The organism is Pseudomonas sp. JY-Q, assembly GCF_001655295.1.
In the GTDB taxonomy this organism is placed as follows: domain Bacteria; phylum Pseudomonadota; class Gammaproteobacteria; order Pseudomonadales; family Pseudomonadaceae; genus Aquipseudomonas; species Aquipseudomonas alloputida.
Genome location: NZ_CP011525.1, coordinates 5525907 through 5549484, shown reverse-complemented (window position 1 = coordinate 5549484; position 23578 = coordinate 5525907). Strand labels below are relative to the sequence as shown.

Below are 23578 nucleotides of genomic sequence, written 5' to 3'. Positions count from 1 at the left end.
TATCTGGTTGCAGATTAAAACCACATTTGCTAAATAGCCAGCATGTAGTTTCAAATTGAAACCAGATTCCAGAGGCTTTGCCCGATGACACCTTCGCTGACACGCTGGATAACCCTGTTGCTTGCCACCACCAGTGCGATGGCTGTGGCGACGGTGTACTTCGCTCAACCGCTGCTTGAGTCGATGGCTGCTGAGTTGGGGGTGGCGCAGCAGCAGATTGGCTGGGTCGTTGGCGCGACCCAGGGGGGTTACGCCCTGGGGCTGCTACTGATTGTGCCGCTCGGGGACTTGGTCGACCGTAAACGTCTGTTGCTTGGCCAGTTGCTGTTCTCGGCGCTTGCGCTGGTCGGCGTTGGCATGGCGCCGAACTGGGCAATATTGCTGCTGGCTCTGGCTATCGCCGGGTTGATGGCAGTCATGGTGCAGGTGATGGTGGCTCATGCCGCGAGCCTGGCTTCTCCTGGCCAGCAAGGGCAGGCGGTAGGCACTGTCACCAGTGGTGTGGTGCTGGGTATTCTGCTGGCACGGCTGGCTTCGGGCGGGCTGGCCGACCTGGCCGGTTGGCGGAGTGTGTACCTGGTCGCCGCAGGGCTGTTGATGGTGCTGGCGCTGGTGCTGTGGCGCAGTCTGCCCGGCGGGCAGCCGATGAGGAGTCGGCCGGGTTACCGGGCGCTGATCATGGCTCAGTTCAGCCTGTATCGGCACGACCGGTTGCTGCGCCAGCGCGGCGTGTTCGGTGTGTTGATCTTCGCCGCATTCAGCGTGCTGTGGAGTGCCATGGTCATGCCGCTCAGTACTGCGCCGCTGGCGCTGAGCCATACCGAGATCGGCCTGTTTGGCCTGGCAGGTGTCGCGGGTACGCTGGCGGCTTCGCATGCCGGTCGTCTGGCCGACCTTGGAAGGGGGGAGCGTACGACCGGGGTGTCGTTGGCCCTGCTGACGCTGTCGTGGCTGCCAACAGCGTTCGTCGAGCATTCATTGCTGGCCTTCGTGCTGGGTGTGCTGATGCTGGACTTTGCCGTGCAGGCAGTGCATGTCACCAACCAGAGCCTGTTGCTGGCCGGACGTGGTGCGATGGCTAGCCGATTGATCGGCGCTTACATGTGTTGCTATTCGCTGGGCAGCGGTTTGGGGGCGGTGTTGGCGAGCTGGGTGTTTGCACACTGGGGCTGGGTTGCCGTGTGTGGGCTTGGCGTGGGCATCAGTGCCGTCGCACTGTGCTATTGGCTATGGCTGCAACGCGCGAGGGCGGCCGAGGCCGCCCTGCGATGTTCAGGTCAGAACTTGTAGCCAAGGCCGACCATGTATACCCATGGGTCGACGTCGACGTTGACCTTGGTCTTGCTGTAGCCAAGGGCGGTCGGGCCGTTGACGCTGGCCTTGGTGTCGATGTCGACGTACCAGACCGAGGCGTTTACCAGCAGGTTGTCGGTCAGCAAGTAGTCCATGCCCAGTTGGCCGGCGATACCTACCGAATCCTGCAGCTTGAGGTTGCTGAAGCCTTGTTGCTTGCGTGCGCTGCTCAAGTCTTCGTCAAAGAACAGGGTGTAGTTGATACCGACGCCAGCGTACGGCTGGAAGCGCGAATTCGGTTCCATTGGGTAGTACTGCAGCGACAGCGTCGGTGGCAGTTGCTTGATGTCTGCCAGCTTGCCGTCCAGCCCGCCGCCCAGGCCTTTTACGGCGACGGTGTGCTTGAACGGGGTCGCTGCCAGCAGCTCCAGGCCGATGTGGTCGGTGAGCATGTAGGCAAAGGTCAGGCCCAACTGGGTATCGCTGTCCAGGGTCGCCTTGGTGCCCGACACCTTGTTGCCGTCGAACTTGAGGTCGCCGCTGCTCTCGTTCGGGGCGGTGGTGATGGCGCCTGCGCGCAGGATCATGTCCCCCGCCTGATAGGCGTGGGCGGCAGGGGCGGCGAGCGCAAGGGCCACAAGCGAGGCACCCAGCAAGGACTTGTTCATGGAAGCTCCCAAAGGACGTTATTAATCGAGTGGTCCAATGGTACGGAGCTGGTTAAACGGAAAGTTTGACCCAGCTCAAAGAAGCGTCTTCACGAATTCGAAACAGTTCTCATCTCAGCTCATAAGCGTAGATTTTCTCGGCTTCCATCTGGTAGCCGGCGTCGGCCAACTCGCTGCTGGAAGCTCTAACCTGCATCTTTCCCTCGATCCAGTAGGGCTGGTAGAGGTCTTCGACGCGCACGCCCATCTCGCTGAAAATGTGCACGATCTGGTTCGGCGGTGGCGGCGGCACGTGGATGCACGCGCCATAGTAAGGGACCAGCAGGAATTCGGTGGTGCGGCCTTCTTCGCTGACCTCCAGTGGCACGATGTAGCCGGGTAGTTTGACCTGTTGGCCGTCGAGGCTTTTTACCACTGGCGCGTCGGGCGCCTGTTGGCGCGCGGGTGGGGCGGATTCGGCAGACAGGGCGTTGCTGAGCTGTGACATGTCGTGCAGCGGGGTGAGTTGCGGCGGGATGACCGGGGCGCCTTCGGGGATCAGGGCGGGCCAGTCGAGTTCGCGGGGTTCCGAAGCCCACAAGGGCATCGCTACGGTAATCAGCAGGCTCAGTAGTATCTGCAGTGCTGGCCTCTTCGCGAGTGAACCCGCTCCTACAAGGGGAACACGACCCGGTGTAGGAGCGGGTTTACCCGCGAAGAAGCGCAGGAGGTAATGGATCATTCCGCGCTCTCAGAGGTGTAGGGTCAAACCATCGGCCAGCGACTGCCGATAGGCCCGCCATGCCGGCACGCTGCCCATCAGCAACGCTGCGCCAAGGATAATCGCTAGCAAGGTCCACTCATGAATGCTCGGCAGCGCCAGCGGCAGATACAAACCGTAGTTGGCCTGCACATACCCCTGCGCCAGGGCGATACCCGCATATAGCAAGCCAAGCCCGGCCACGATCCCGACCGAGGCCAGTGACAGTGCTTCCAGCACCAGCAACCCCGCAATATGCCAAGGCCGGGCCCCGACCGAACGCAAGATCGCCATCTCTCGGCGGCGTTCGTTGAGGCTGGTGAGAATCGCCGTGAGCATGCCGATCAAACCGGTCAGCACCACGAACAGTGACACCACGAACAATGCCTGTTCTGCAGTGCCCATCAGGCTCCACAGCTCCTGCAGGGCGACCCCTGGCAGGATCGCCAGCAGCGGCTCGCTGCGGTACTCGTTGATCTCTCGCTGCAAACTGAAGGTTGCGATCTTGCTGTTAAGGCCAAGCATGAACGCAGTGATGGCGGCTGGTTGCAGGTCCATGGTACGGGCCTGCTCGGCGCTGATGCGGCCGGCGCCACGGGCGGGTACGCCGTTGTGCCAGTCGATATGGATCGCTTCCATGCCGCCCAGGCTGATATGCAGGGTGCGGTCGACGGGTGTGCCGGTGCGCTTGAGTACGCCGACCACGGTAAACGGCTTGTCGTCGTGCTTGACCAGGCTGATTGCGGCCACACCGTGGGCCAGCACCAGCTTGTCACCCAGCTTGTAGTGCAATGCCTCGGCCACTTCGGCGCCGAGCACCACTTCGAACGGGTCGTTGGCGAACGTACGCCCCTGGCTCAGTTCCAGGTGCTGGCGGCGGCCGTACTGGTAATGGCTGAAGTAATCCGTGGTGGTACCCATCACTCTGTAACCGCGGTGCGAGTCGCCCAGCGAGATCGGGATTGCCCACTTCACCCGTGGGTCCTGTGCATAGTGCTGGAAGCTGTCCCAGCGGATGTTGTTGGTCGCGTTACCAATGCGGAACACCGAGTACAGCAGCAGGTTCACCGAGCCGGAGCGTGCACCGACAATCAGGTCGGTGCCGCTGATGGTGCTGGCGAAGCTGGCACGGGCTTCGGTACGGACCCGCTCGACAGCCAGCAGCAGGCACACCGACAGGGCAATGGCAAAGGCGGTCAGAAACGCCGTGAAGCGGCGGTTGGCCAGGCTGGCCAAGGCAAGGCGGAGCAGGTACATCAGGCCTCCTGGGGCTTGGCGGCGCGGTTCAGTTCGGCAAGCGACAGGTGGCGGTCGAACAGCGGTGCCAGGCTCTGGTCGTGGCTGACGAACAACAAGCTGGCACCGGCGGCACGGCACTCATCGAACAGCAGGCGGATGAACGCTTCGCGGGTGTCTGCATCCAGTGCCGAGGTCGGTTCGTCGGCAATCACCAGCTCAGGCTGGCCGATCAGTGCGCGGGCGGCGGCGACCCGTTGCTGCTGGCCGATCGACAGGCTGTCGGCGCGGCGGGCGAGCATGGCAGGGTCGCCCAGGCCCAGGTGGGTCAGCAGCGTGCTGGCCGCCTGGTCAACACTGCCATGGCGCTGCTCGGCGCGGGCCTTGCGGCTGCGCGAGAAGCGGCAGGGCAGCTCGACGTTTTCACGTACCGAGAGGAACGGCAGCAGGTTGAACTGCTGGAAGATATACCCGGTGTGATCGACCCGAAAGCGGTCGCGGGCGCCCTGGCTCAGGCTGCCAAGGTCCTGACCGAGCAACTGGATGCGGCCCTGGACCGGCACGTTCACCCCGCCCAGCAGGCCCAGCAAGGTCGTCTTGCCACTGCCACTGGGGCCCTTGAGAAACAGCGCTTCACCAGCGTCCAGGCGTAATGCCGGAATATCCAGCAGCGGCGGGTGACCTGGCCAGGCGAACATCAGGTCATGCAGATCGATCAACGGCTGGTTCATTCAGAAGGCGACCGCTGCCTTGGCCGGCGTGGTTTCCACGCCTTTCTGGCCATTGGGGCCGATCAGTTGCACGTTGATTTTCTGGGTGGCGGGGAAGGCCTTGAACAGCGGCGCCAGGTCCAGCTCTGTCAGTTTGTCGGGGTTGGCGCAAGTCAGCTGATAATGGGCGCCGATGTCGCTGTGCTGATGGCCGTGCTCGTGCTCGTCACCCTCGTCGTCGGCCTTGGAGGCGTCACCGAAGAGAGGGCTTTCCAGTGCCTGCTGGTCTTCCTTGCAGCCTGCGGCGGCGGAAAGGCCGAACAGCTTCAGTGGTTGTTCAAGTTGCTGGCGCACGGCGGCGACTTTGGCCTTGTCGGCATCGCTGCTGGCGGCATGCTCGAAGCCGACCAGGTTCATTGCCGGGCTGTCCAGTTCCAGTTCCAAGGTATTGCCATCGAGCACCGCGTTGAGCTTGGCTACGCCATGCTCGTGGGCGCCGAGGGAGCCGTGGGTGTGGTCATGATCATGGTCATCGTGAGCATGGGCCACGGCCAGTGGCAGCAAAGCGAAGGGCAGGGCGAGCAGCAGGCGACGCATGGACGACTCCGGAGCGGGCTGAAAGGTAGGGTTATGTTATAACAACTTCTCGGCGTGCCACCAGCCTGTGTGGCGCATGTTTCATGTTGCGGTAGCATGGCTGCATTGATTTGGGCTCAAGGAATGCATCATGAGAATTCGTGGACAGATTGGTGATTGGCCGGTGGACCTGACCATCGAGCTGACGCCTGAAGAGTGGGCGCAACTGGGGCGGCAGACCGAGGTGCCGATGGTAGCCCAGGCGGCCGCGACAGCTGCGGTGGTCGCGCCGCGCCAAGATGACGGTCAGTGGGCTGCGGCGCGTGATGTGTTGCGTCTGGCAGGACAGATGAGCGGGCCGGAATTGCTGGACCGGCTGGAAGGGTTGGCGGGGAGTACGGCGGCGGGTAAACGGTTGCTGGTGCGCTTGCGGCACAGCAGTGAGGTAAAGGTAGAAAGTGGCGTGGATGCGCCGATGTATCACTGGGTGGGGTGAGTGCTGTTTTCGCTGTTGGAGCCAAGCCTACGCGCTCGCCTGTAGGAGCGGGTTTACCCGCGAACACCGGCAGAGCCGGTGCCAGCCACTGCGTTGGCTTCTTCGCGGGCATGCCCGCTCTCAAATTCTGAAAAGCCTGCGCGCTCGCCTGTAGGAGCGGGTTTACCCGCGAACACCGGCAAAGCCGGTGCCTCCACTGCGCTGGTTCCTCGCAGGCATGCCCGCTCCCACTGGTCCAGCGCAGGCTTCAAGGTCACTCAGAACATCGCCGCCGACAGCTTGCGACGATAAACACCAACCAGCGGGTGATCGCCACCCAGCAATTCGAACACCTGCAACAGCGCCTTCTGCGGCAGCCCGTTCTCGTAGCCACGGTTACGCTGGAACAGCTTCAGCAGCCCGTCCAGCGCCGCCTCATACTGCTGGCGCGCCAGTTGCTGAATGCTCAGCTGATAAGCCGCCTCGTCGTCTTGCGGGTTCTGCGCCAGACGGCTTTTAAGGTCTGCCACTTCCGGCAGGCTGGCAGCCTGGCGCAGGAAGGTCAGCTGGGCCTTGGCACCGGCCAGTGCAGCTTTGTGTTCGTCAGTCTTGACCGCATCCAGCACCACTTGCGCTTCGCCCAGCTCGCCACGCTCGGCCAGGCAGCGGGCATACAGGATCAGCGCCTCGACATTGCTGTTGTCCTCACCCAGCAGCGCCTGCAACAGCGCCTCGGTTTCGGCAAAACGGCTTTCGGCAAACAGCGCCTTTGCCTGCTCCAGTGGCGAGGCGGTGGGCGCGGCTGGCATTTGTACATGCGGCTCGAGCATGGCGCGGATCGCCGACTCCGGTTGCGCCCCGGCAAAACCGTCCACCGGCTGACCGTCCTTGAACAGCACCACTGTCGGCAGGCTACGGATGCCGAACTGGGCAACCACCTGTTGCTCCACGTCGCAGTTGATCTTGGCCAGCAGCAGTTCGCCCTGGTAACCCTCGGCAATCTTTGCCAGCAATGGCATCAGCGCCTTGCACGGCGCGCACCACTCGGCCCAGAAGTCCACCAGCACTGGCTTGTGGAAGGAGTTCTCGATCACCAGTTGCTGGAAGTTGGTATCGGTGGCGTCGAAAATGTAAGGCGTGTCTTGGGTCATCGCGACTCTCGCAAACTCGTGTATGGCACCACTATAAGGTGTCGCGGCTGGCGTGGTACAGGCTGACCCGGCGGAATTCGTGTGGCTCGGCCAGGTCCGGCAGGGTCAGTGCTTCGAGCACGCCCAATTGCTGGTACAACGGGTGGTGAAAGTCACGTACCCGCGAGTCGGCCACCAAGGCCTGTCGACCGCGGCTCAGGAAGGCATCCAGCAGCGGCAGGTTGGCGCGGTCGTATAGCACATCGGCAACCAGGATCAGGTCGAAGCGGTCTTCCTCGGCAAAAAAATCGCTGCTGTAGCGTAATGTCACCCCGTTCAGTGCTGCATTCGCACGGCAGGCATCGAGGGCCAGCGGGTCGAGGTCGCAGGCCACCACTTCCCGTGCACCGGCGCGTGCAGCAGCAATGCCGGCGATACCAGAGCCGGCGCCAAAGTCCAGCACGCGCTTGCCCGCCACCCACTCCGGGCGTTCGGCCAGGTAGCGGGCCATTGCCAGTCCGCTGGCCCAGCAGAAGCTCCAATAGGGAGGTTCTTCAAGAATGCGCCGGGTTTCTTCGCTGCTGAAGGCGCGATCCATGTTCTGGTCGTCGATCAGCCATAGCTTCAGGTCACAGTCGGGCAGTTCGCTGACGATCAGGCGTGCTTCGCCGATCAGGCCGCTGAGGGCCTGTTGCAGAGCCAGCGGCATCACTTAAGGCGCCTTCTCGAAACGCAGCGGGCCGGTGGCCTGGGTTTGTGCTTGGGTAATGCGCACCGGGGGCAGGTGCATGATCAGCTGGCCGGAGTTGCTGGCGCGGCCACGCAGTTCGACCCGGGCACCGGGCGGGAAGGCTTCGGGGTTGAAGCGCAGGTGGTAGGGCAGTGCCTGGCCGGTACCGGTCAGATTACTGCTGGCCAGCAGGCGCTGCGGGCGGTCGCGTTCGTCGATCACCAGCAAGGCCAGTTCCACCTCGGCACCCGCCGGAATTTCCAGCAAGGTGCCGCTCAGCTCGCGCTGGTAGGCCGGCAGCGGGCCCAGTACTTCGGCCTTGGCCGAAGGGGCTGGCGCGGGCACTGGGTTGTCGGTCTTTGGCCTGTCGCTGCCGCAGGCGGCAAGCAGAGCGGCGCAGCACAGCACGACGAGCGCTCGGTAGTGCATGGGGGAGTCCTTCACGGGCATATTTCCCATGGATGTTAACCCCTTTGGCTTGTCTTGCCAGTGCAATGCGCTACCATGGCCCTCCCTTTTTTTGTTGCCTGCCACCATGCACTGTCCCTTTTGCGGTGCCAACGACACCAAGGTCATCGACTCTCGCCTCGTCGCCGAGGGCGAGCAGGTGCGCCGCCGCCGTGAATGCGTGGCCTGCGGCGAGCGCTTCACCACCTTCGAAACCGCCGAGCTGGTGCTGCCCCGGCTGATCAAGCAGGACGGCACGCGCCAGCCCTTCGACGAAGAAAAGCTGCGCGCTGGTATGCAACGGGCCCTGGAAAAGCGTCCGGTCAGCGTCGAGCGCTTGGAAGCTGCGCTGGCGCACATCAAGAGCCGGCTGCGTGCCACAGGCGAGCGCGAAGTCAAATCGCTGGTGGTCGGTGAAATGGTCATGGCCGAGTTGCGCAAACTCGATGAAGTGGCCTATATCCGCTTTGCTTCGGTGTACCGGCGCTTCCAGGACCTCGACGAGTTCCGCGAAGAAATCGACCGCCTGGCCCGTGAGCCAGCTAAAGAGTGAACATGCCCAGCCAAGCTGCCATTCTCGACGCTCACTACATGGCCCGCGCGCTGGAGCTGGCGCGTAAAGGCCTGTACACCACCCACCCGAACCCGCGCGTAGGCTGCGTGATCGTGCGCGATGGCGAAGTGGTCGGTGAAGGCTGGCACGTGCGCGCCGGCGAGCCCCATGCCGAAGTGCATGCCCTGCGCCAGGCCGGTGAACTTGCCCGCGGTGCTTGTGCCTACGTCACCCTGGAACCATGCAGCCACCATGGCCGTACGCCACCGTGTGCCGAAGCACTGGTCAAGGCCGGCGTGGCGCGTGTCGTAGCCGCCATGCAGGACCCTAACCCACAAGTGGCGGGGCAGGGCCTGCGGCGCCTGGCCGAAGCCGGAATCGAAGTGGCCAGCGGAGTGCTCGAAGCCGAGGCCCGCGCCCTCAACCCAGGCTTCCTCAAGCGCATGGAGCACGGCCTGCCGTTCGTTCGCGCCAAGCTGGCCATGAGCCTGGATGGCCGCACTGCCATGGCCAGTGGTGAAAGCCAGTGGATCACCGGGCCGGCCGCGCGCTCAGCCGTGCAGCGCTTGCGCGCCCGCTCCAGCGTGGTGCTGACCAGCGCCGCCAGCGTGCTGACAGACAACGCACGCATGACCGTGCGTGGCGCCGAGCTGGGCCTGGATGCCGAAACAACCGCCCTGGCACTCAGCCGCACACCCTTGCGGGTGCTGGTTGATGGCCGCCTGCGCCTGCCACTGGCGGCGCCGTTCTTCCAGGCGGGCCCAGCGCTGGTGGTGACTGCTGTCGCAGATGACCCGCGCTATGCCGCTGCCGGCCACGAATTGCTCAGCTTGCCGGGCGACAATGGCCAGGTCGACCTGGCGGCGCTGCTTCGCGCCCTGGCTGCCCGCGGCGTCAACGAAATCCTGCTGGAAGCCGGTGCCGGCCTGGTCGGTGCCTTCGCACGGCAAGGCCTGGTCGACGAGTACCAGCTGTTCGTCGCTGGCACCTTCCTCGGCTCTCAGGCCCGGCCACTGCTGGACTGGCCGATGGACAAGATGAGCGAAGCACCACGGCTGAAAATTACCGAAATGCGCGCAGTGGGCGATGACTGGCGGGTCACGGCCATCCCCCTGCTAGCGCCCGGCGTATAATGCCGGGCTTGCCCCGCGCAAACCGTTTTTGAGGAAGACCCCATGTTCACCGGCATCATCGAATCCATCGGCACCATCCGCAGCCTGACTCCCAAGGGTGGTGACGTGCGCGTCTACGTAGAAACCGGCAAGCTCGACCTAGGGGACGTCAAGCTCGGCGACAGCATCGCCGTCAACGGTGTATGCCTCACGGCCGTAGAGCTGCCGGGTGACGGCTTCTGGGCCGATGTCAGCGTCGAAACCCTCAAGCGCACCGCCTTCATCGACCTCAAGAGCGGCAGCAAGGTCAACCTGGAAAAAGCCCTGACTCCCACCACCCGCCTGGGCGGGCACCTGGTCAGCGGCCACGTCGACGGGGTTGGCGAAATCATTTCGCGCAGCGATAACGCCCGCGCCATCCAGTTCCGCGTGCGTGCACCGAAGGAACTGGCCAAGTACATCGCCCACAAGGGTTCGATCACCGTCGACGGCACCAGCCTGACGGTCAATGAGGTCAATGGCGCCGAGTTCGAGCTGACCATTGTCCCGCACACTCTGTCCGAAACCATCATGGCCGATTACCGTGCAGGGCGTCGGGTAAACCTTGAGGTCGACCTGCTGGCCCGTTACCTGGAGCGCTTGCTGCTGGGTGACAAGGCCGCCGAACCGAGCAAGGGCAGTGGCATTACCGAAAGCTTCCTGGCCGCCAATGGCTTCTTGAAATCCTGATTGAGAAGGGGGTGCCGCGTGGCGCTCAACAGCATCGAAGAACTGGTCGAAGACATCCGCCAGGGCAAAATGGTCATCCTGATGGATGACGAAGACCGCGAGAACGAAGGCGACATCATCATGGCGGCCGAATGCTGCCAGCCGGAGCACATCAACTTCATGGCCAAGCATGCCCGTGGCCTGATCTGCATGCCGATGACCCGCGAGCGTTGCGAAACGCTGAAGCTGCCGTTGATGGCACCGCGCAACGGCTCGGGCTTCGGCACCAAGTTCACCGTGTCGATCGAGGCCGCCGAGGGCGTCACCACCGGTATTTCCGCCGCCGACCGCGCCCGCACTGTGCAGGCTGCTGCTGCCAAGGACGCCAAGGCCGAAGACATTGTCAGCCCTGGTCACATCTTCCCGCTGATGGCCCAGCCAGGCGGTACGCTGGCGCGTGCCGGCCACACCGAAGCCGCCTGTGACCTGGCGCGCATGGCCGGTTTCGAGCCAAGCGGCGTGATCTGCGAAGTGATGAACGACGACGGCACCATGTCGCGCCGCGCCGAACTGGAAGTGTTCGCCGCCGAGCACGGCCTGAAGATCGGCACCATTGCCGACCTGATCCACTACCGCATGATCCACGAGCGCACCGTGCAGCGTGTTTCCGAGCAATCGGTGGAGAGCGAGCTGGGTGAGTTCAACCTGGTCACCTACCGTGACGCGGTCGAAGGCGACGTGCACATGGCCTTGACCCTGGGCAAGATCTGCGCCGAAGAGCCGACCTTGGTACGGGTACACAATATGGACCCACTGCGTGACCTGCTGCTGGTCAAGCAGCCAGGCCGCTGGAGCCTGCGCGCGGCCATGGCCGCAGTGGCCGAAGCCGGCAGTGGCGTGGTGCTGCTGCTGGGGCACCCGCTGGACGGCGACGTGCTGCTGGCGCACATCCGCGAAAGCGCGGGCGATGCACCGGCCAAGGCACCGACTACCTACAGCACCGTGGGGGCCGGTTCGCAGATCCTGCGCGACCTCGGTGTGCGCAAGATGCGCCTGATGAGTTCGCCGATGAAGTTCAACGCGATATCCGGATTCGATCTGGAAGTTGTAGAATACGTGCCCTCCGAGTGACTTGAGGCGGCATTGACGCCCTCTGCTCGAGTCCAGACCCCTGTCGAGGCCGCTTGTATGCGGCCTCGCTCTTGAAGATGAGAATATCGGAATGACCCTGAAGACCATCGAAGGTACCTTCATCGCCCCCAAAGGTCGCTATGCTTTGGTGGTTGGCCGCTTCAACAGCTTCGTTGTCGAAAGCCTGGTAAGCGGTGCCGTTGATGCCCTGGTACGCCACGGTGTCAGCGAAAGCGACATCACCATCATCCGTGCCCCGGGTGCATTCGAGATCCCGCTGGTGGCACAGAAGGTCGCCCAGCAAGGCGCCTACGACGCGATCATCGCCCTGGGCGCCGTGATCCGTGGCGGTACCCCGCACTTCGAATACGTGGCGGGCGAGTGCACCAAGGGCCTGGCCCAGGTGTCCATGGAGTTCGGTGTTCCGGTGGCCTTCGGCGTACTGACCGTCGACTCCATCGAGCAAGCCATCGAGCGTTCTGGCACCAAAGCCGGCAACAAAGGTGCTGAAGCTGCCCTGTCCGCACTGGAAATGGTCAGCCTGCTGGCGCAGTTGGAGGCCAAGTGATTAGCGACGAAAGCGATCGTTTCAACCCGCGCGATCCAAAACCTGCGGATGCCGGCAAGCCCTCGAAGAGCGCCAAGCGCCGCGAAGCCCGCAAGCTCGCGACCCAGGCCCTCTACCAGTGGCACATGGCCCAGCATTCGCTGAACGAGATCGAAGCGCAGTTCCGGGTGGATAACGATTTCACCGATGTCGACGGTGCCTATTTCCGCGAGATCCTGCATGGGGTCCCGGCAATCAAGGGCGAAATCGACAAAGCGCTGGTGCCTTGCATGACCATCGCACTGGAAGAGCTCGACCCGGTCGAGCTGGCCGTGCTGCGTCTGTCCACCTGGGAACTGATCAAACGCGTCGACGTGCCGTACCGCGTCGTGATCAACGAAGGCGTGGAGCTGGCCAAGGTCTTCGGTGCCACTGACGGCCACAAGTTCGTCAACGGCGTGCTCGACAAGCTAGCCCCGGCGCTGCGTGAAGCAGAAGTCAAGGCGAACAAGCGCTGATCCTGGCGCTGCCTGGTCATGGGTGAGTTCGAGCTGATCAACCATTACTTCGCCGCTGCGCCCTGTGCGCAGGGCGGCGAGGGCGTGGCGCTGGGTATCGGCGACGACTGTGCCCTGCTGGACCTTCCCCCCGGTGAGCAACTGGCGGTGTCGACCGACACCCTGGTCGCCGGGGTGCACTTTCCTGCTGTTTGCGATCCGTTGCTGCTTGGCCAGCGATCGTTGGCTGTGGCGGCCAGTGACTTGGCAGCCATGGGCGCGACTGCAATCGGCTTTACCCTCGCACTGACCCTCCCTGACGTTGGCCCTGACTGGCTGGCGGCCTATGCCAACGGCCTTGGTCGCATGGCCCACCGTTGCCGCATGAGCCTGATCGGTGGTGACACGACGCGCGGCCCCTTGAGTATCACCGTCACCGTGTTCGGCCGCGTGCCGGCTGGCCAGGCCTTGCGCCGCAGCGGTGCAAGGCCGGGTGACCTGTTGTGTGTCGGCGGTTCGCTGGGCAAGGCCGCCGGTGCCTTGCCCTTGGTGCTGGGCGAGCGCGAGGCGCCTGCCGCGCAGGCCGAGCCGCTGCTGGCCCATTACTGGTCACCGATGCCGCAGCTCACCCTCGGTGCCCTGCTGCGTGGCCGGGCCACGGCGGCGCTGGACATCTCCGACGGGCTGCTCGCCGACTGTGGGCATATTGCCAAGGCATCCGGTGTCGCGTTGGAGGTGAACCTGGCGCAAGTGCCAGTGTCTCCTGCTCTGGAGGCCTTCCTCGGCCGTGAAGCCGCCGTGCAGGCGGCGCTTACCGGTGGCGACGATTACGTACTGGCCTTCACCTTGCCACCCGAGGCGCTGGCGCCCTTGGCAGCCTTCGATTTTATCGAAGTGCATACCGTCGGTCGTGTGCTCGAAGGGCAAGGCGTGACCTTGCGCGACGCACAGGGCCAGGACATAACCCCCGTCCAGCGGGGCTATCAACACTTTAGGGAGAGACCGTGACCGATCACCCCAACCAGGTGCCTGCGGAGTTCGTTCCGCCTTCGGTCTGGCGCAACCCGTGGCACTTCATCGCTTTTGGCTTCGGTTCTGGCACCTTGCCCAAGGCGCCAGGTACCTGGGGCTCGCTGGTGGCCATACCGTTTATCCCGCTTTGGCAGATGTTGCCCGACTGGGGATACTGGCTGTTGCTCGGCGTGAGCATGCTGTTTGGCTTCTGGTTGTGCGGCAAAGTTGCCAATGACTTGCGTGTACACGACCATGAAGGCATTGTCTGGGACGAGATTGTCGGCATGTGGATCACCCTCTGGCTGGTGCCGGAGGGCTGGCAGTGGCTGTTGGCAGGGTTCCTGATGTTCCGCTTCTTCGACATCCTCAAGCCGTGGCCGATCCGCTGGATCGATCGTCATGTGCACGGGGGCGTCGGCATCATGCTCGACGATATCCTGGCCGGCGTGTTTGCCTGGCTGGGCATGCAGGTTCTGGTGTGGGCGGTTGCCTGAAACAGGGAGTGCGTGAATGGCCGTAAGGACTGTACTGCTGGCAATGCTGCTGAGTATTGCCCCGTGGGTAACAGCTGCCGAGGGCATCCCGAAACAGATCCATCTGGTTAGCGAGGAGTGGCTCGACTACACCAATGCCGACGGTACCGGGGTGGCCTGGGATGTGCTGCGCAAAGTGTTCGAGCCGGCCGGCGTCGAGGTGGTTACCCAGAGCGCGCCCTACAGCCGGGCGGTTGGCCTGGTCAAGCGCGGCGAGGCTGATGCCTGGGTTGGCTCGTACAAGGAAGAGAACGACGACAACCTGTACCCGCGCTGGCACTTCGACATGGACCACATCTATGCCCTGGGGCTGGCCAGCAAACCTGCGCCTACCCTGGATACCATCGGCAAGTACCGGTTGGCTTGGGTGCGTGGTTATGATTACGGCAGCTACTTGCCCAATGTGCACGAATTCCGCGAAATCCAGCGTCGCGAGGGCATTTTGCCGATGCTCGAGCACGACCGGGTGGACTACTACATCGACGCACTGACCGAGGTCGACTACGTGCTAGGGCAAGCCTCCCAGCCTGAGCGCTTCCGCCGTACCCACGTGGCCGAGTTGCCGTTGTACCTGGCTTTTGCCCGTAACGACCAGGCCAAGGCCCTGTGCGACCTGTTCGACAAGCGCATGAAGGAGCTGGTGCGTAGCGGCGAACTGAAACCGATTTTCGAGCACTGGAAACAGCCCTATCCGTTCAACGCGGGTAGTCACCCGCACTGAGGCTGAATACACCAAGGTACATCGCGGCCCCCTGTGGCAGCGGGCTTGTGATTGAGCGATGGCTTTTTAATAAGTATCGAACTTTTCGATCTTAAGCCACCATATACAGCCAGCCCACATCCCCCAACCTGCTGATACAATCGGCCCACGAGAAATTTCCTACTTATTCCAGGAGCACAACGTGCCCGTCGTCTTTGTTGCCGCCTCTAAACTCCCGACGCCCTTCGCGACCTTCACCATGCATGGCTTTCTCGACGAAGCCACAGGCCGTGAGCATGTGGTGCTCAGCCTGGGTGATATCGCGGACGGCCAGCCGGTACTGGGGCGCCTGCATTCCGAGTGTCTGACCGGCGATGCACTGTTCAGCCAGCGCTGCGACTGCGGCTCGCAGCTGGAAGCCGCGCTGCAGGCCATCGCCCGCGAAGGCCGTGGGGTGCTGTTGTACCTGCGTCAGGAAGGCCGTGGCATCGGCCTGCTGAACAAGATCCGCGCCTACGAGCTGCAGGATGGTGGCGCCGACACCGTCGAAGCCAACGAACGCCTGGGCTTCGCTGCCGACCAGCGTGACTACGCCATATGCCTGCCGATGCTCGAGCACCTGGGCGTGAAGTCGCTGCGCCTGATGACCAACAATCCGCGCAAGGTCAAAGCCCTGACCGACATGAACATCGTGGTTGCCGAGCGTGTGCCGCTGCACACCGGGCATAACCCGCACAACCGCTACTACCTGGCGACCAAGGCCGGCAAGTTGGGCCACATGCTGGGCAACGAACACCAGGGCGAGGTGCCCCAGGCGTGACTCGCGCCGAGGTCAAGCGGCGCCTGGCGCTGGCCTGGTGGCAGTACCTGGCGGTGGGCCTGGTGCCGCTGCCAGTCATGGCTTGGGCCTTTGGGGGCGGTGATGCACTGATCCCGGTGTTGGCCATGCCACTGTTCATCGCCGGTGCGGCCACCATGTTCCTCAGCCTGCCGCGCTTCGGTGCCTACAAGCGCGCACTTATCGCCACCTCAAAGGTGCTCGGTACGGGCGAAGAAGCCGCTGCCTGGATCGAACTGGCGCGGGTGCGGCGCATGGCCATGCTGTATGCCTGCTTCCCGGCTTGGGTCGCCGCACTGTCGGTGCTGGTCGGTCTGGAGGCAGTGCCGCAGATCCTCCTCGCATTGTCTACCGTTGTAGTGCTGTACCTCTATCGCATTCCGCGCCAGCTGGGCTGATGCGACTGCTACCTGGCCTGCTGGCGTTGTTCGCCTGCACTGTACTGGCTGCAGAACCGCTGCGTGTCGTCAGTCTGGCCCCCTCGATGAGCGAGATCATGCTTGAGCTGCAGGCAGACGACCTGCTGGTGGGCGTGCTCGACGGTGGCGAACGGCCGGCTGCGCTGCGCCATTTGCCTTCGGTCGGGCGCCAAGGGCAACTGGACATGGAGCGCCTGCTCAGCCTGCGCCCCGACCTGTTGCTGCTGTGGCCAGGCAGTGTGCCACCGGCCCAGCGCGACCAACTCAAGCGCCTGGGTATGGCCACCTTCAGCGCCGAACCCCACGACATCAGCCAGCTGATCGAGCAGATCGAGGCCATTGCCGGGCGTATCGGGCGTGCCGAGCAAGGCCATTCCTACGCACGAGCCCTGCGTGAGCGGCTGCAGCAGCTGCGCCAGCAGTATCGGCGTGACGAACCCTTGCAGGTGTTTTATCAAGTCTGGGAACGGCCGTTGTACACGCTCGGTGGCCGACAGGTCGTGACCGACGCCCTGGCCGTGTGCGGGGCGCGCAATGTGTTCGCCGACCTTGGCCAGCCGGCGCCACAGGTGAATGTGGAGTCCGTGCTGCAGCGTAATCCGCAGGTCATCCTGGCAGCTGATGAGGCGCAACTGGCCAGCTGGAAGGCTTGGCCGCAGATTCGAGCGGTGGCTGATGGGCGCCTGCTGGTGGTGCCGGACAAAGGGCTGGAGCGCCCCAGCGGACAGATGATCGAAGCCACCGCCCGCTTGTGTGCGTTGCTGGACGCTAAAGCGCCGGTGTCCAGGTGATGCTCAAGAGCCAAGTGCGTCTTTCTTCGCGATAGCCGTAGTCGTTGCCCTGATGGTTGTAGTGGACGCGGCTGTACTGCTTCCCCAGCAGGTTATCCAGCTTCAGGTCGAGCGTAAGCTCGCGGCTTGCTACCCAGCTTCCGCGCAGGCCCACGATGCCGTAGCCTGCAATGGGGTCACTATTGCCTTCATCGTTGTAACTGCTGCTGACTGCCTGCCAGGTAGCGCCAACAGCGAAGCGGTCGAACTGGCGGTCCACGTCCAGGCTCAAGGTGCGCCGTGCCCGGCGAGGTAGGGTATGGCCATTCTCCCTGTTGCGCGGGTCGATCAGTGCCAGGCCTAGTTGAGACGTCCAACTGTTCCATTCTTGGCTCAGGGCTATCTCGAAACCGTCGATGCGCGCGGTGCCGACATTCTCGGGTCGTTCGCTGTATTCGATCGCGTCACGCAGGTCGGTGCGGTATAGCGAGGCCTCCAGTTTGCTGTTTTTGCTCAGTTGGCTGCGCCATTGCAACTCATAACTTTTCGAGTGTTCGGGCTTGAGCTCCGGGTTGTTGTAGCCGGGGAAGTAAAGGTCGTTGAAGGTGGGGGCGCGGAAACCTTCGCTGTACGACAGCAACACATCATTGGCCTCGTTGAGCGGTACCGTCAGGCTGCCGCTCCAGGTGGTCTGCCCACCAAACTGCTGATTCTTGTCGTGGCGCAGGCCAAGCTCGGTGGAAAGGTATTCGCCATGAAAGCGATGCTGGACGAACAGCGCATGATTCCAGCGGCTGTCTTCCGTGAAGTCCTCACTCGCATGGACACGGTCTTCGTACCAGTCGCTACCCAACAGCAGGCTGTTGTGTTCACCCAGGGCTAGGTTGTTTTGCCAAGTTGCTTGGTCGCGGTAGGTATTGAAAGGTGAGCTTGAGTGGCTGAGCTTGTCTCGGCTTTCATCGCGGTTTTCGCTGTGGGCCAGCTCAAACCTAGTGCTCCACTGCTCGGTGACCTGGGCATCCAAGTAGCTGCCGATGCTGCTGACAGCGAAGTTCGAATACGGCACCTGAGGGCTTGCACCGCGCGGCTCGTCGAATTCGCGGCGACCACGGCTGTTGAGCAGGTTCAAGCCGGCCTCGAAGCGCTCACCGAAGGTGTGGCTCAGGCTCAGGTTCAACGCCTTGTTGCGGTAGGCGTCGTGGTCACCATCGCTGGCGAAGGATGGCCCGGTCGAGTCGATGCCGGCAGTTTCGTCCAGGCTGGCGCCAAGGTTGAAGCGGGTCGTGTCGTTGCCGCCAGAAAGCCCTAGGCTGCGTTGGAATGTCTGGTTGCTGCCGGCGGCCATGCGCAGGCGTGGCTGCAGACCGGGGCCACTGCTGCGTCGGGTGAAGATCTGGATCACCCCGCCAATGGCATCGCTGCCGTACACCGCTGAGCGCGAGCCGCGCAGTACTTCGATGCGCTCGATCTGGTCGATGTCCAGAAACTGCAGGCCGCTGTCGCCCGAGGTGGCATTGGCGATGCGCACGCCATCGACCAGCACCAGGCTTTGCGCGGCCTTGGTGCCACGGATAAAGATGCCCGGCAGGCTACCACGGCCACCGGTAGGTGCCACTTGCACGCCCGGCACGCGGGAGAGCAGGTCGGTAACGCTGGTGGGTTGCAGGCGGTCGATGTCGGTGCGGGTGAAGACCGTGTTGGCAGCGCTGGTGGCGGTACGCGATTCGACCTGGCGGCTGGCGCTGATCAGCACGTCGGGGAGTTTGAGGGCGTCGTCGCGCTCAGCGGCCAGAAGGAATGTAGGGGTACAGAGAATCGTGGCACAGGCAAACTTTTTCATGGGCAGTTCCAAAGGGTTTCCACAGCACTGTGCTGTCCCCGTAGGAGCGGGTTTACCCGCGAAAGGGCCGGCCCTGCTGGCCAATTTCCACCCGCCGTTCACCGTTGCCGGCGCTACCGTATTCGCGGGTAAACCCGCTCCTACAGTGAGCACACATCGGTGATCGGGCGCAGGCCGTCGTAGGAGCGGGTTCACCCGCGAAAGGGCCGGGCCTGCAGGCCAATTTTCACCAGTCGTTCACCGTTGTTGCCGCTACCGAATTCGCGGGTAAACCCGCTCCTACAGTGGGCACACATCGGTGATCGGGTGCAGTCCGTCGTAGGAGCGGGTTCACCTGCGAAAGGGCCGGTCCTGCTGGCCAATTTTCACCAGTCGTTCACCGTTGTCGCCGCTACCGTATTCGCGGGTAAACCCGCTCCTACAGTGGGCACACATCGGTGATCGGGCGCAGGCCGTCGTAGGAGCGGGTTCACCCGCGAAAGGGCCGGGCCTGCTGGCCAATTCTCACCCGCCGTTCACCGTTGTCGCCGCTACCGTATTCGCGGGTAAACCCGCTCCTACAGTGGGCACACATCGGTGATTCGGCGCAGGCCGGCGTAGGCGCGGGTTCACCCGCGAAAGCGCCCTAGAGCCCGAGCTTGACCATGCGGGCCTTCACCGAAGCCTCGATCCCGGCCGCATCCAGCCCGCACTCAGCCAGCATTTGCGCAGGCTTGGCATGCTCGACATAGATATCCGGCAGCCCCAGGTGCAGAAGCGGCTTGAGCACTGCCTGGCTGGCAAGGAACTCACCCACCGCAGCGCCCGCGCCACCCATGATGGCGTTTTCTTCAATGGTTACCAGCAGTTCATGGCTGCCTGCCAGCTCCAGCACCAGCGCCTCGTCCAGCGGCTTGACGAAGCGCATGTCGACCACCGTGGCGTTGATCTGTTCGGCCACTTGCATGGCCTCGGCCAGTTGTACGCCGAACACCAGCAAGGCCACTTTCTCGCCCTGGCGGCGGACCACACCCTTGCCGATCTCCAGTGGTTGCAGGTCACCGCTGATCGGCGCATTCGGGCCGGTACCACGCGGGTACCGTACAGCGGCCGGACCGTTGTACAGGTGGCCGGTGCTGAGCATCTTGCGCAGTTCGTTCTCGTCGCTGGGGGTCATCACCAGCATGCCCGGGATGCAGCGCAGGTACGACAGGTCGTAGCTGCCGGCGTGGGTCGGGCCGTCCTCGCCGACCAGGCCGGCGCGGTCGATGGCGAACAGCACGTCGAGGTTCTGCACCGCCACGTCGTGGATCAGCTGGTCGTAGGCGCGCTGCAGGAAGGTGGAGTAGATCGCCACCACCGGCTTGCTGCCCTCGCAGGCCATGCCGGCCGCCAGGGTCACGGCATGCTGCTCTGCGATCGCAACGTCGAAGTAGCGCTCAGGGTAGCGCTCGCTGAAGTCGACCAGGTCCGAGCCTTCCTTCATTGCCGGGGTAATGCCCACCAGGCGGTTGTCGGCGGCGGCCATGTCGCACAGCCACTGGCCGAACACTGCGGAGTATTTCGGACCGCTGGCTTTCTTCGGCGCAGCTGGCTTGTCGGCCGGCTCCAGCTTGGTAATGGCGTGATAGCCGATCGGGTCAATCTCGGCAGGGGCGAAGCCTTTGCCCTTCTTGGTCACCACATGCAGGAACTGCGGGCCTTTCAGGTCACGCATGTTGCGCAGGGTGGCGATCATGGTGGGCAGGTCGTGGCCGTCGATCGGGCCGATATAGTTCCAGCCCAGTTCTTCGAACAGTGTGCCTGGCACCAGCATGCCCTTGGCGTATTCCTCGGTGCGACGGGCAATTTCCCAGGCGCCTGGCAGTCGCGACAGCACTTTCTTGCTGCCTTCGCGCATGCTCGCGTAGGTGCGGCTGGAGAGGATCTTGGCCAGGTAGTTGGACAGGCCGCCGACGTTGCGCGAAATCGACATGTCGTTGTCGTTGAGGATCACCAGCATGTCGGCATTGACTTCCTGGGCGTGGTTCAACGCCTCGAACGCCATGCCGGCGGTCAGCGCGCCATCACCGATCACCGCGATCGACTTGCGTGCGCTGTTCTGCAGACGGGCAGCAATGGCCATGCCCAGCGCGGCGCTGATCGAGGTGCTGGAGTGGCCAACGCCAAAGGTGTCGTACTCGCTTTCGCTGCGGCGCGGGAAGGCCGCGATGCCGTCCTTCTGGCGCAGGCTGAGCATGCGGTTACGACGCCCGGTGAGGATCTTGTGCGGGTAGGCCTGGTGCCCTACGTCCCACACCAGCCGGTCGTCCGGGGTGTCGAACACGTAGTGCAGGGCGATGGTCAGCTCGATCACGCCCAGACCGGCACCAAAGTGCCCACCGGTCTGCCCGACGGTGTAGAGCAGTTCCTGGCGCAGTTCGTCGGCCAGCGTCTCCAGGTCGGCTTCGGCCAACCGGCGCAGGCCGGCAGGCGTGTCAGCGCGGTCGAGCAACGGCGTGACCGGGCGTTCGCGGGGGATCTCTTGAAACGTCGTGGGCATCAGGCGAGTCGTTATAGGTGTGTGAAGACGCGGCAGTTTACCCCATTGTGGGAAAAGTGCCCATTCGACCACAGGTTACGCGGTCCCCTGTGGGGGCGGGTTTACCCGCGAATGCGTCGGCAAATTCAAGATCGCATTCGCGGGTAACCCGCTCCTACAGGGATCGGTGAAGCTGTTTAGTTACGGCGTTCGACGATGTAACGCGCCAAGGCCCGCAGCGGTTCGGCCGTTTCGCCGAACCCTTGCAGTGCAGCCAGCGCCTGGTCGCGCAGTTCGATTGCATAGGCTTTGGCGGCTTCCAGGCCCAGCAGGGCCGGGTAGGTCGGTTTGTCACGCGCTATGTCTGCACCTTGGCGTTTGCCCAAGGTAGCAGTGTCGCTTTCCACGTCGAGGATGTCGTCCTGCACCTGGAATGCAAGGCCAATGGCCTGTGCATAAGTCTGCAGGGCATCCAGCTGCGCCTGTTCGGCACGGGCACTGGCCAGGGCGCCGAGGCGTACGCTGGCTTCGATCAGCGCGCCGGTCTTGTGCCGGTGCATGAACTCCAGCGCCTGCTGGTCCAGCTTCTGGCCCACCGAACCGAGATCGATCGCCTGGCCGCCAACCATGCCGGCCGGGCCGGCAGCTTTGGCCAGTACCTGAACCATGGCCAGGCGAATGCTGTCGATCTGAGGGCTCAGGCATGGGTCGAGCAGGGCACTGAAAGCCAGGCTCTGCAAGCCGTCGCCCGCGAGGATTGCGCACGCTTCGTCAAACGCCTTGTGGGTGGTCGGCTGGCCGCGACGCAGGTCGTCGTCGTCCATGGCAGGGAGGTCGTCATGCACCAGCGAGTAAGCATGGATCAGCTCTACCGCGCAGGCTGCGCCGTTGGCCTGTTCGGCCGGGGCGCCCAAGGCTTCGCAGGCCGCATAGGCCAACAGCGGGCGCACGCGTTTGCCGCCGTTCATCACGCTGTAGCGCATGGCGGCGTAAAGGCGTTCCAGCTCTTTGCTCGGGGCGATGAACAGCGGTTCGAGGGCTGCGTCGACTCGGGCCTGGCAACTGGCCTGGTAGGTGCCAATCATGCTTCCGGCTCCGCGTCGAAGGGCTGGGCAGCCAGTTCACCGTCGCGCTCCAGCAGAATTTGCACCTTCTGTTCGGCCTGGGCCAGGGCGCCCTGGCAGTCACGGGTCAGGGCGATGCCTTGTTCAAAGGCGGCCAGCGACTCTTCCAGCGACAACTCGCCGTTCTCCAGGCGCTCGACCAGTGCTTGCAGGTCTGCGAGGGATTGCTCGAAATCGAGGGAGGCTTTTTTGCGGGCCATGGCGACTGTCTCGGTGGCATTCAGAACGGCGCGACACTAGCAGAGCGGGGCGGGGGGAGCAAACTTCCGGCAACTGCATCGGCTGATGCAGACCGATGGAGGAGCGGCCCTGTGTCGCGAAAGGGCCGCTCACACAAGGACCGCAAAGCGTCCCGGTTCGGTGGATCAGGCCGGCTCTGCTTCCCGTTCCAGCATCGCCTCACGGTACCGCGCCAGCTCCTCGATGGTCAGCACCGGCAAATTGTACTGCCGTGCATATACCGCCACCTGCTCGCCACGGGCCATGCTGCCATCGGGGTTCATCAGCTCGCACAAGACCGCTGCCGGGCGCAGGCCGGCCAGGCGCGCCAGGTCTACCGAACCTTCGGTGTGCCCACGGCGGGTCAGCACACCGCCATTGCGGGCGCGCAGCGGAAAAACATGCCCCGGGCTGACGATATGGCGCTGTTCGGCGCTGGAACGCAGTGCTGCGTCAATGGTGGTGATGCGGTCTTGGGCGCTAACCCCGGTGGTGATACCTTCGGCCGCCTCGATGGTGACGGTGAAACCGGTGCCGTGGCGGGCCTGGTTGTTCTGCACCATGGGTGCCAGTTGCAGTTCGTCGACGGTGGCTTCGTCCAGGCACAGGCAGACAATGCCGCTGCAATCGCGAATCATCATGGCCATGGTCTGCAGCGTAATGTTCTCGGCGGCGGCAATGATGTCCGCTTCGTCCTCGCGGTCGTCATCGTCGAGCAACAGTACAGGGCGCCCGGCCTGGAAGGCGGCGATGGCGGCGGAAACAGTGGGAAATTGCGTGTGGTGCTGGGTGAACATGAAACGCTCCTCGTGAATGATCGATGAACGTCTCGGGGCGAACAAAATGCGCGCGCAAGGGCGCCCGGATGGCCCCTGCATGACGCCTTCTTTCATCCGGACTATGACCGTCGGCTCTGGAGTTGCACCAGATCTGCTGACCCCCGACATGGTCGGGGCGCTCGCGGGCTCATCTTTCGATTTACCGCCGGTGGGGACTTACACCCCGCCCTGAAGACCGACCCAGCATACAGCACAGGGCCACCCCAGTGGCAACCCGCGGTTCTACTACC

Annotated in this window: 27 protein-coding genes and 1 riboswitch; of the genes, 14 read left to right on the top strand and 13 right to left on the bottom strand. The window is 63.6% G+C overall.

Annotated elements, in window-relative coordinates; all coding sequences use genetic code 11:
• Positions 1–84: 84 nt before the first annotated feature.
• Positions 85–1290: an MFS transporter gene (locus AA098_RS24910; RefSeq protein WP_054889430.1), complete on the top strand. Its 1206-nt coding sequence runs from the start codon at positions 85–87 to the stop codon at positions 1288–1290.
• Here AA098_RS24910 and AA098_RS24905 read toward each other — a convergent pair.
• The 5 genes from AA098_RS24905 to AA098_RS24885 all read right to left on the bottom strand — a co-directional run bounded on the left by AA098_RS24905 (position 1278) and on the right by AA098_RS24885 (position 5243).
• Complete coding sequence (locus AA098_RS24905) at positions 1278–1961, bottom strand: OmpW family protein (protein ID WP_003255412.1); 684 nt, start codon at positions 1959–1961, stop codon at positions 1278–1280. The genes AA098_RS24910 and AA098_RS24905 overlap by 13 nt on opposite strands.
• Positions 1962–2070: 109 nt before the next feature.
• On the bottom strand, positions 2071–2583 hold the full coding sequence (locus AA098_RS24900) for a DUF3299 domain-containing protein (protein ID WP_033726071.1): 513 nt from the start codon (positions 2581–2583) through the stop codon (positions 2071–2073).
• Positions 2584–2691: 108 nt separating this feature from the next.
• Positions 2692–3957 (bottom strand): ABC transporter permease, encoded by a 1266-nt coding sequence (locus tag AA098_RS24895; protein ID WP_004576905.1) that lies wholly within the window; start codon positions 3955–3957, stop codon positions 2692–2694.
• Positions 3957–4667 (bottom strand): ABC transporter ATP-binding protein, encoded by a 711-nt coding sequence (locus AA098_RS24890; RefSeq protein ID WP_014860917.1) that lies wholly within the window; start codon positions 4665–4667, stop codon positions 3957–3959. Before AA098_RS24890 ends, AA098_RS24895 begins: the two co-directional genes overlap by 1 nt.
• Positions 4668–5243, bottom strand: a complete 576-nt coding sequence (locus AA098_RS24885) for a DUF2796 domain-containing protein (RefSeq protein WP_004576907.1) — start codon at positions 5241–5243, stop codon at positions 4668–4670.
• Positions 5244–5373: 130 nt separating this feature from the next.
• Here AA098_RS24885 and AA098_RS24880 point away from each other — a divergent pair, with 130 nt between their 5' ends.
• Positions 5374–5718: a hypothetical protein gene (locus tag AA098_RS24880; RefSeq protein WP_003255407.1), complete on the top strand. Its 345-nt coding sequence runs from the start codon at positions 5374–5376 to the stop codon at positions 5716–5718.
• A 257-nt stretch (positions 5719–5975) separates the two neighbouring features.
• On the opposite strand, the gene trxA is transcribed toward AA098_RS24880, so the two are convergent.
• The 3 genes from trxA to AA098_RS24865 are packed head-to-tail and all read right to left on the bottom strand — an operon-like array spanning position 5976 to position 7986.
• On the bottom strand, positions 5976–6848 hold the full coding sequence (gene trxA / locus AA098_RS24875; RefSeq protein WP_004576908.1) for a thioredoxin: 873 nt from the start codon (positions 6846–6848) through the stop codon (positions 5976–5978).
• Between the two features lie 31 nt (positions 6849–6879).
• Positions 6880–7536: a methyltransferase gene (locus tag AA098_RS24870; protein WP_003255405.1), complete on the bottom strand. Its 657-nt coding sequence runs from the start codon at positions 7534–7536 to the stop codon at positions 6880–6882.
• A 3-nt stretch (positions 7537–7539) separates the two neighbouring features.
• Positions 7540–7986, bottom strand: a complete 447-nt coding sequence (locus AA098_RS24865; protein ID WP_003255404.1) for a YbaY family lipoprotein — start codon at positions 7984–7986, stop codon at positions 7540–7542.
• 106 nt (positions 7987–8092) lie between these two features.
• On the opposite strand from AA098_RS24865, the gene nrdR reads away from it, so the two are divergent.
• From nrdR to AA098_RS24805, 12 genes are all read left to right on the top strand, one after another.
• Positions 8093–8557: a transcriptional regulator NrdR gene (gene nrdR / locus AA098_RS24860; protein WP_003255402.1), complete on the top strand. Its 465-nt coding sequence runs from the start codon at positions 8093–8095 to the stop codon at positions 8555–8557.
• A 2-nt stretch (positions 8558–8559) separates the two neighbouring features.
• Positions 8560–9690, top strand: a complete 1131-nt coding sequence (ribD, locus tag AA098_RS24855; RefSeq protein ID WP_064615078.1) for a bifunctional diaminohydroxyphosphoribosylaminopyrimidine deaminase/5-amino-6-(5-phosphoribosylamino)uracil reductase RibD — start codon at positions 8560–8562, stop codon at positions 9688–9690.
• A 42-nt stretch (positions 9691–9732) separates the two neighbouring features.
• Positions 9733–10398 (top strand): riboflavin synthase, encoded by a 666-nt coding sequence (locus AA098_RS24850; protein ID WP_003255399.1) that lies wholly within the window; start codon positions 9733–9735, stop codon positions 10396–10398.
• 18 nt (positions 10399–10416) lie between these two features.
• Positions 10417–11508, top strand: coding sequence for a bifunctional 3,4-dihydroxy-2-butanone-4-phosphate synthase/GTP cyclohydrolase II (gene ribBA, locus AA098_RS24845; protein WP_003255398.1), 1092 nt, complete (start codon positions 10417–10419; stop codon positions 11506–11508).
• 91 nt (positions 11509–11599) lie between these two features.
• Positions 11600–12076: a 6,7-dimethyl-8-ribityllumazine synthase gene (ribE, locus tag AA098_RS24840; protein ID WP_003255395.1), complete on the top strand. Its 477-nt coding sequence runs from the start codon at positions 11600–11602 to the stop codon at positions 12074–12076.
• The gene (nusB, locus tag AA098_RS24835; RefSeq protein ID WP_003255393.1) at positions 12073–12573 is read left to right on the top strand and encodes a transcription antitermination factor NusB; all 501 of its coding nucleotides are present in this window, start codon (positions 12073–12075) and stop codon (positions 12571–12573) included. The genes ribE and nusB overlap by 4 nt, the downstream gene beginning before the upstream one ends.
• An 18-nt stretch (positions 12574–12591) precedes the next feature.
• Entirely contained in the window at positions 12592–13560 is a 969-nt protein-coding gene (gene thiL / locus AA098_RS24830; protein ID WP_003255392.1) for a thiamine-phosphate kinase, read from the top strand.
• Entirely contained in the window at positions 13557–14060 is a 504-nt protein-coding gene (locus AA098_RS24825; RefSeq protein WP_003255391.1) for a phosphatidylglycerophosphatase A, read from the top strand. The genes thiL and AA098_RS24825 overlap by 4 nt, the downstream gene beginning before the upstream one ends.
• Positions 14061–14076: 16 nt before the next feature.
• Complete coding sequence (locus AA098_RS24820) at positions 14077–14820, top strand: ABC transporter substrate-binding protein (protein WP_003255390.1); 744 nt, start codon at positions 14077–14079, stop codon at positions 14818–14820.
• Between the two features lie 181 nt (positions 14821–15001).
• The gene (gene ribA, locus AA098_RS24815) at positions 15002–15619 is read left to right on the top strand and encodes a GTP cyclohydrolase II (RefSeq protein WP_003255389.1); all 618 of its coding nucleotides are present in this window, start codon (positions 15002–15004) and stop codon (positions 15617–15619) included.
• Positions 15616–16035 (top strand): hypothetical protein, encoded by a 420-nt coding sequence (locus tag AA098_RS24810; RefSeq protein ID WP_003255388.1) that lies wholly within the window; start codon positions 15616–15618, stop codon positions 16033–16035. The genes ribA and AA098_RS24810 overlap by 4 nt, the downstream gene beginning before the upstream one ends.
• Positions 16035–16847: a cobalamin-binding protein gene (locus tag AA098_RS24805; protein WP_064615077.1), complete on the top strand. Its 813-nt coding sequence runs from the start codon at positions 16035–16037 to the stop codon at positions 16845–16847. The genes AA098_RS24810 and AA098_RS24805 overlap by 1 nt, the downstream gene beginning before the upstream one ends.
• Here AA098_RS24805 and AA098_RS24800 read toward each other — a convergent pair.
• The 5 genes from AA098_RS24800 to ribB form a co-directional block, all read right to left on the bottom strand.
• Positions 16825–18666, bottom strand: a complete 1842-nt coding sequence (locus tag AA098_RS24800; RefSeq protein ID WP_064615076.1) for a TonB-dependent receptor domain-containing protein — start codon at positions 18664–18666, stop codon at positions 16825–16827. The two genes, AA098_RS24805 and AA098_RS24800, sit on opposite strands and share 23 nt — an antisense overlap.
• A gap of 625 nt (positions 18667–19291) precedes the next feature.
• The gene (dxs, locus tag AA098_RS24795) at positions 19292–21187 is read right to left on the bottom strand and encodes a 1-deoxy-D-xylulose-5-phosphate synthase (protein ID WP_003255384.1); all 1896 of its coding nucleotides are present in this window, start codon (positions 21185–21187) and stop codon (positions 19292–19294) included.
• A gap of 176 nt (positions 21188–21363) precedes the next feature.
• Positions 21364–22251 carry a (2E,6E)-farnesyl diphosphate synthase gene (gene ispA, locus AA098_RS24790; protein WP_003255382.1) on the bottom strand — a complete coding sequence of 296 codons (888 nt, stop codon included), beginning with the start codon at positions 22249–22251 and terminating at the stop codon, positions 21364–21366.
• A complete protein-coding gene (locus AA098_RS24785; protein WP_003255380.1) occupies positions 22248–22490 on the bottom strand; it encodes an exodeoxyribonuclease VII small subunit in 243 nt (80 codons plus the stop codon). Before AA098_RS24785 ends, ispA begins: the two co-directional genes overlap by 4 nt.
• A gap of 165 nt (positions 22491–22655) precedes the next feature.
• Positions 22656–23306 carry a 3,4-dihydroxy-2-butanone-4-phosphate synthase gene (ribB, locus tag AA098_RS24780; RefSeq protein ID WP_003255379.1) on the bottom strand — a complete coding sequence of 217 codons (651 nt, stop codon included), beginning with the start codon at positions 23304–23306 and terminating at the stop codon, positions 22656–22658.
• An 80-nt stretch (positions 23307–23386) separates the two neighbouring features.
• A riboswitch (FMN riboswitch) is annotated at positions 23387–23528 on the bottom strand.
• Positions 23529–23578: the final 50 nt, after the last annotated feature.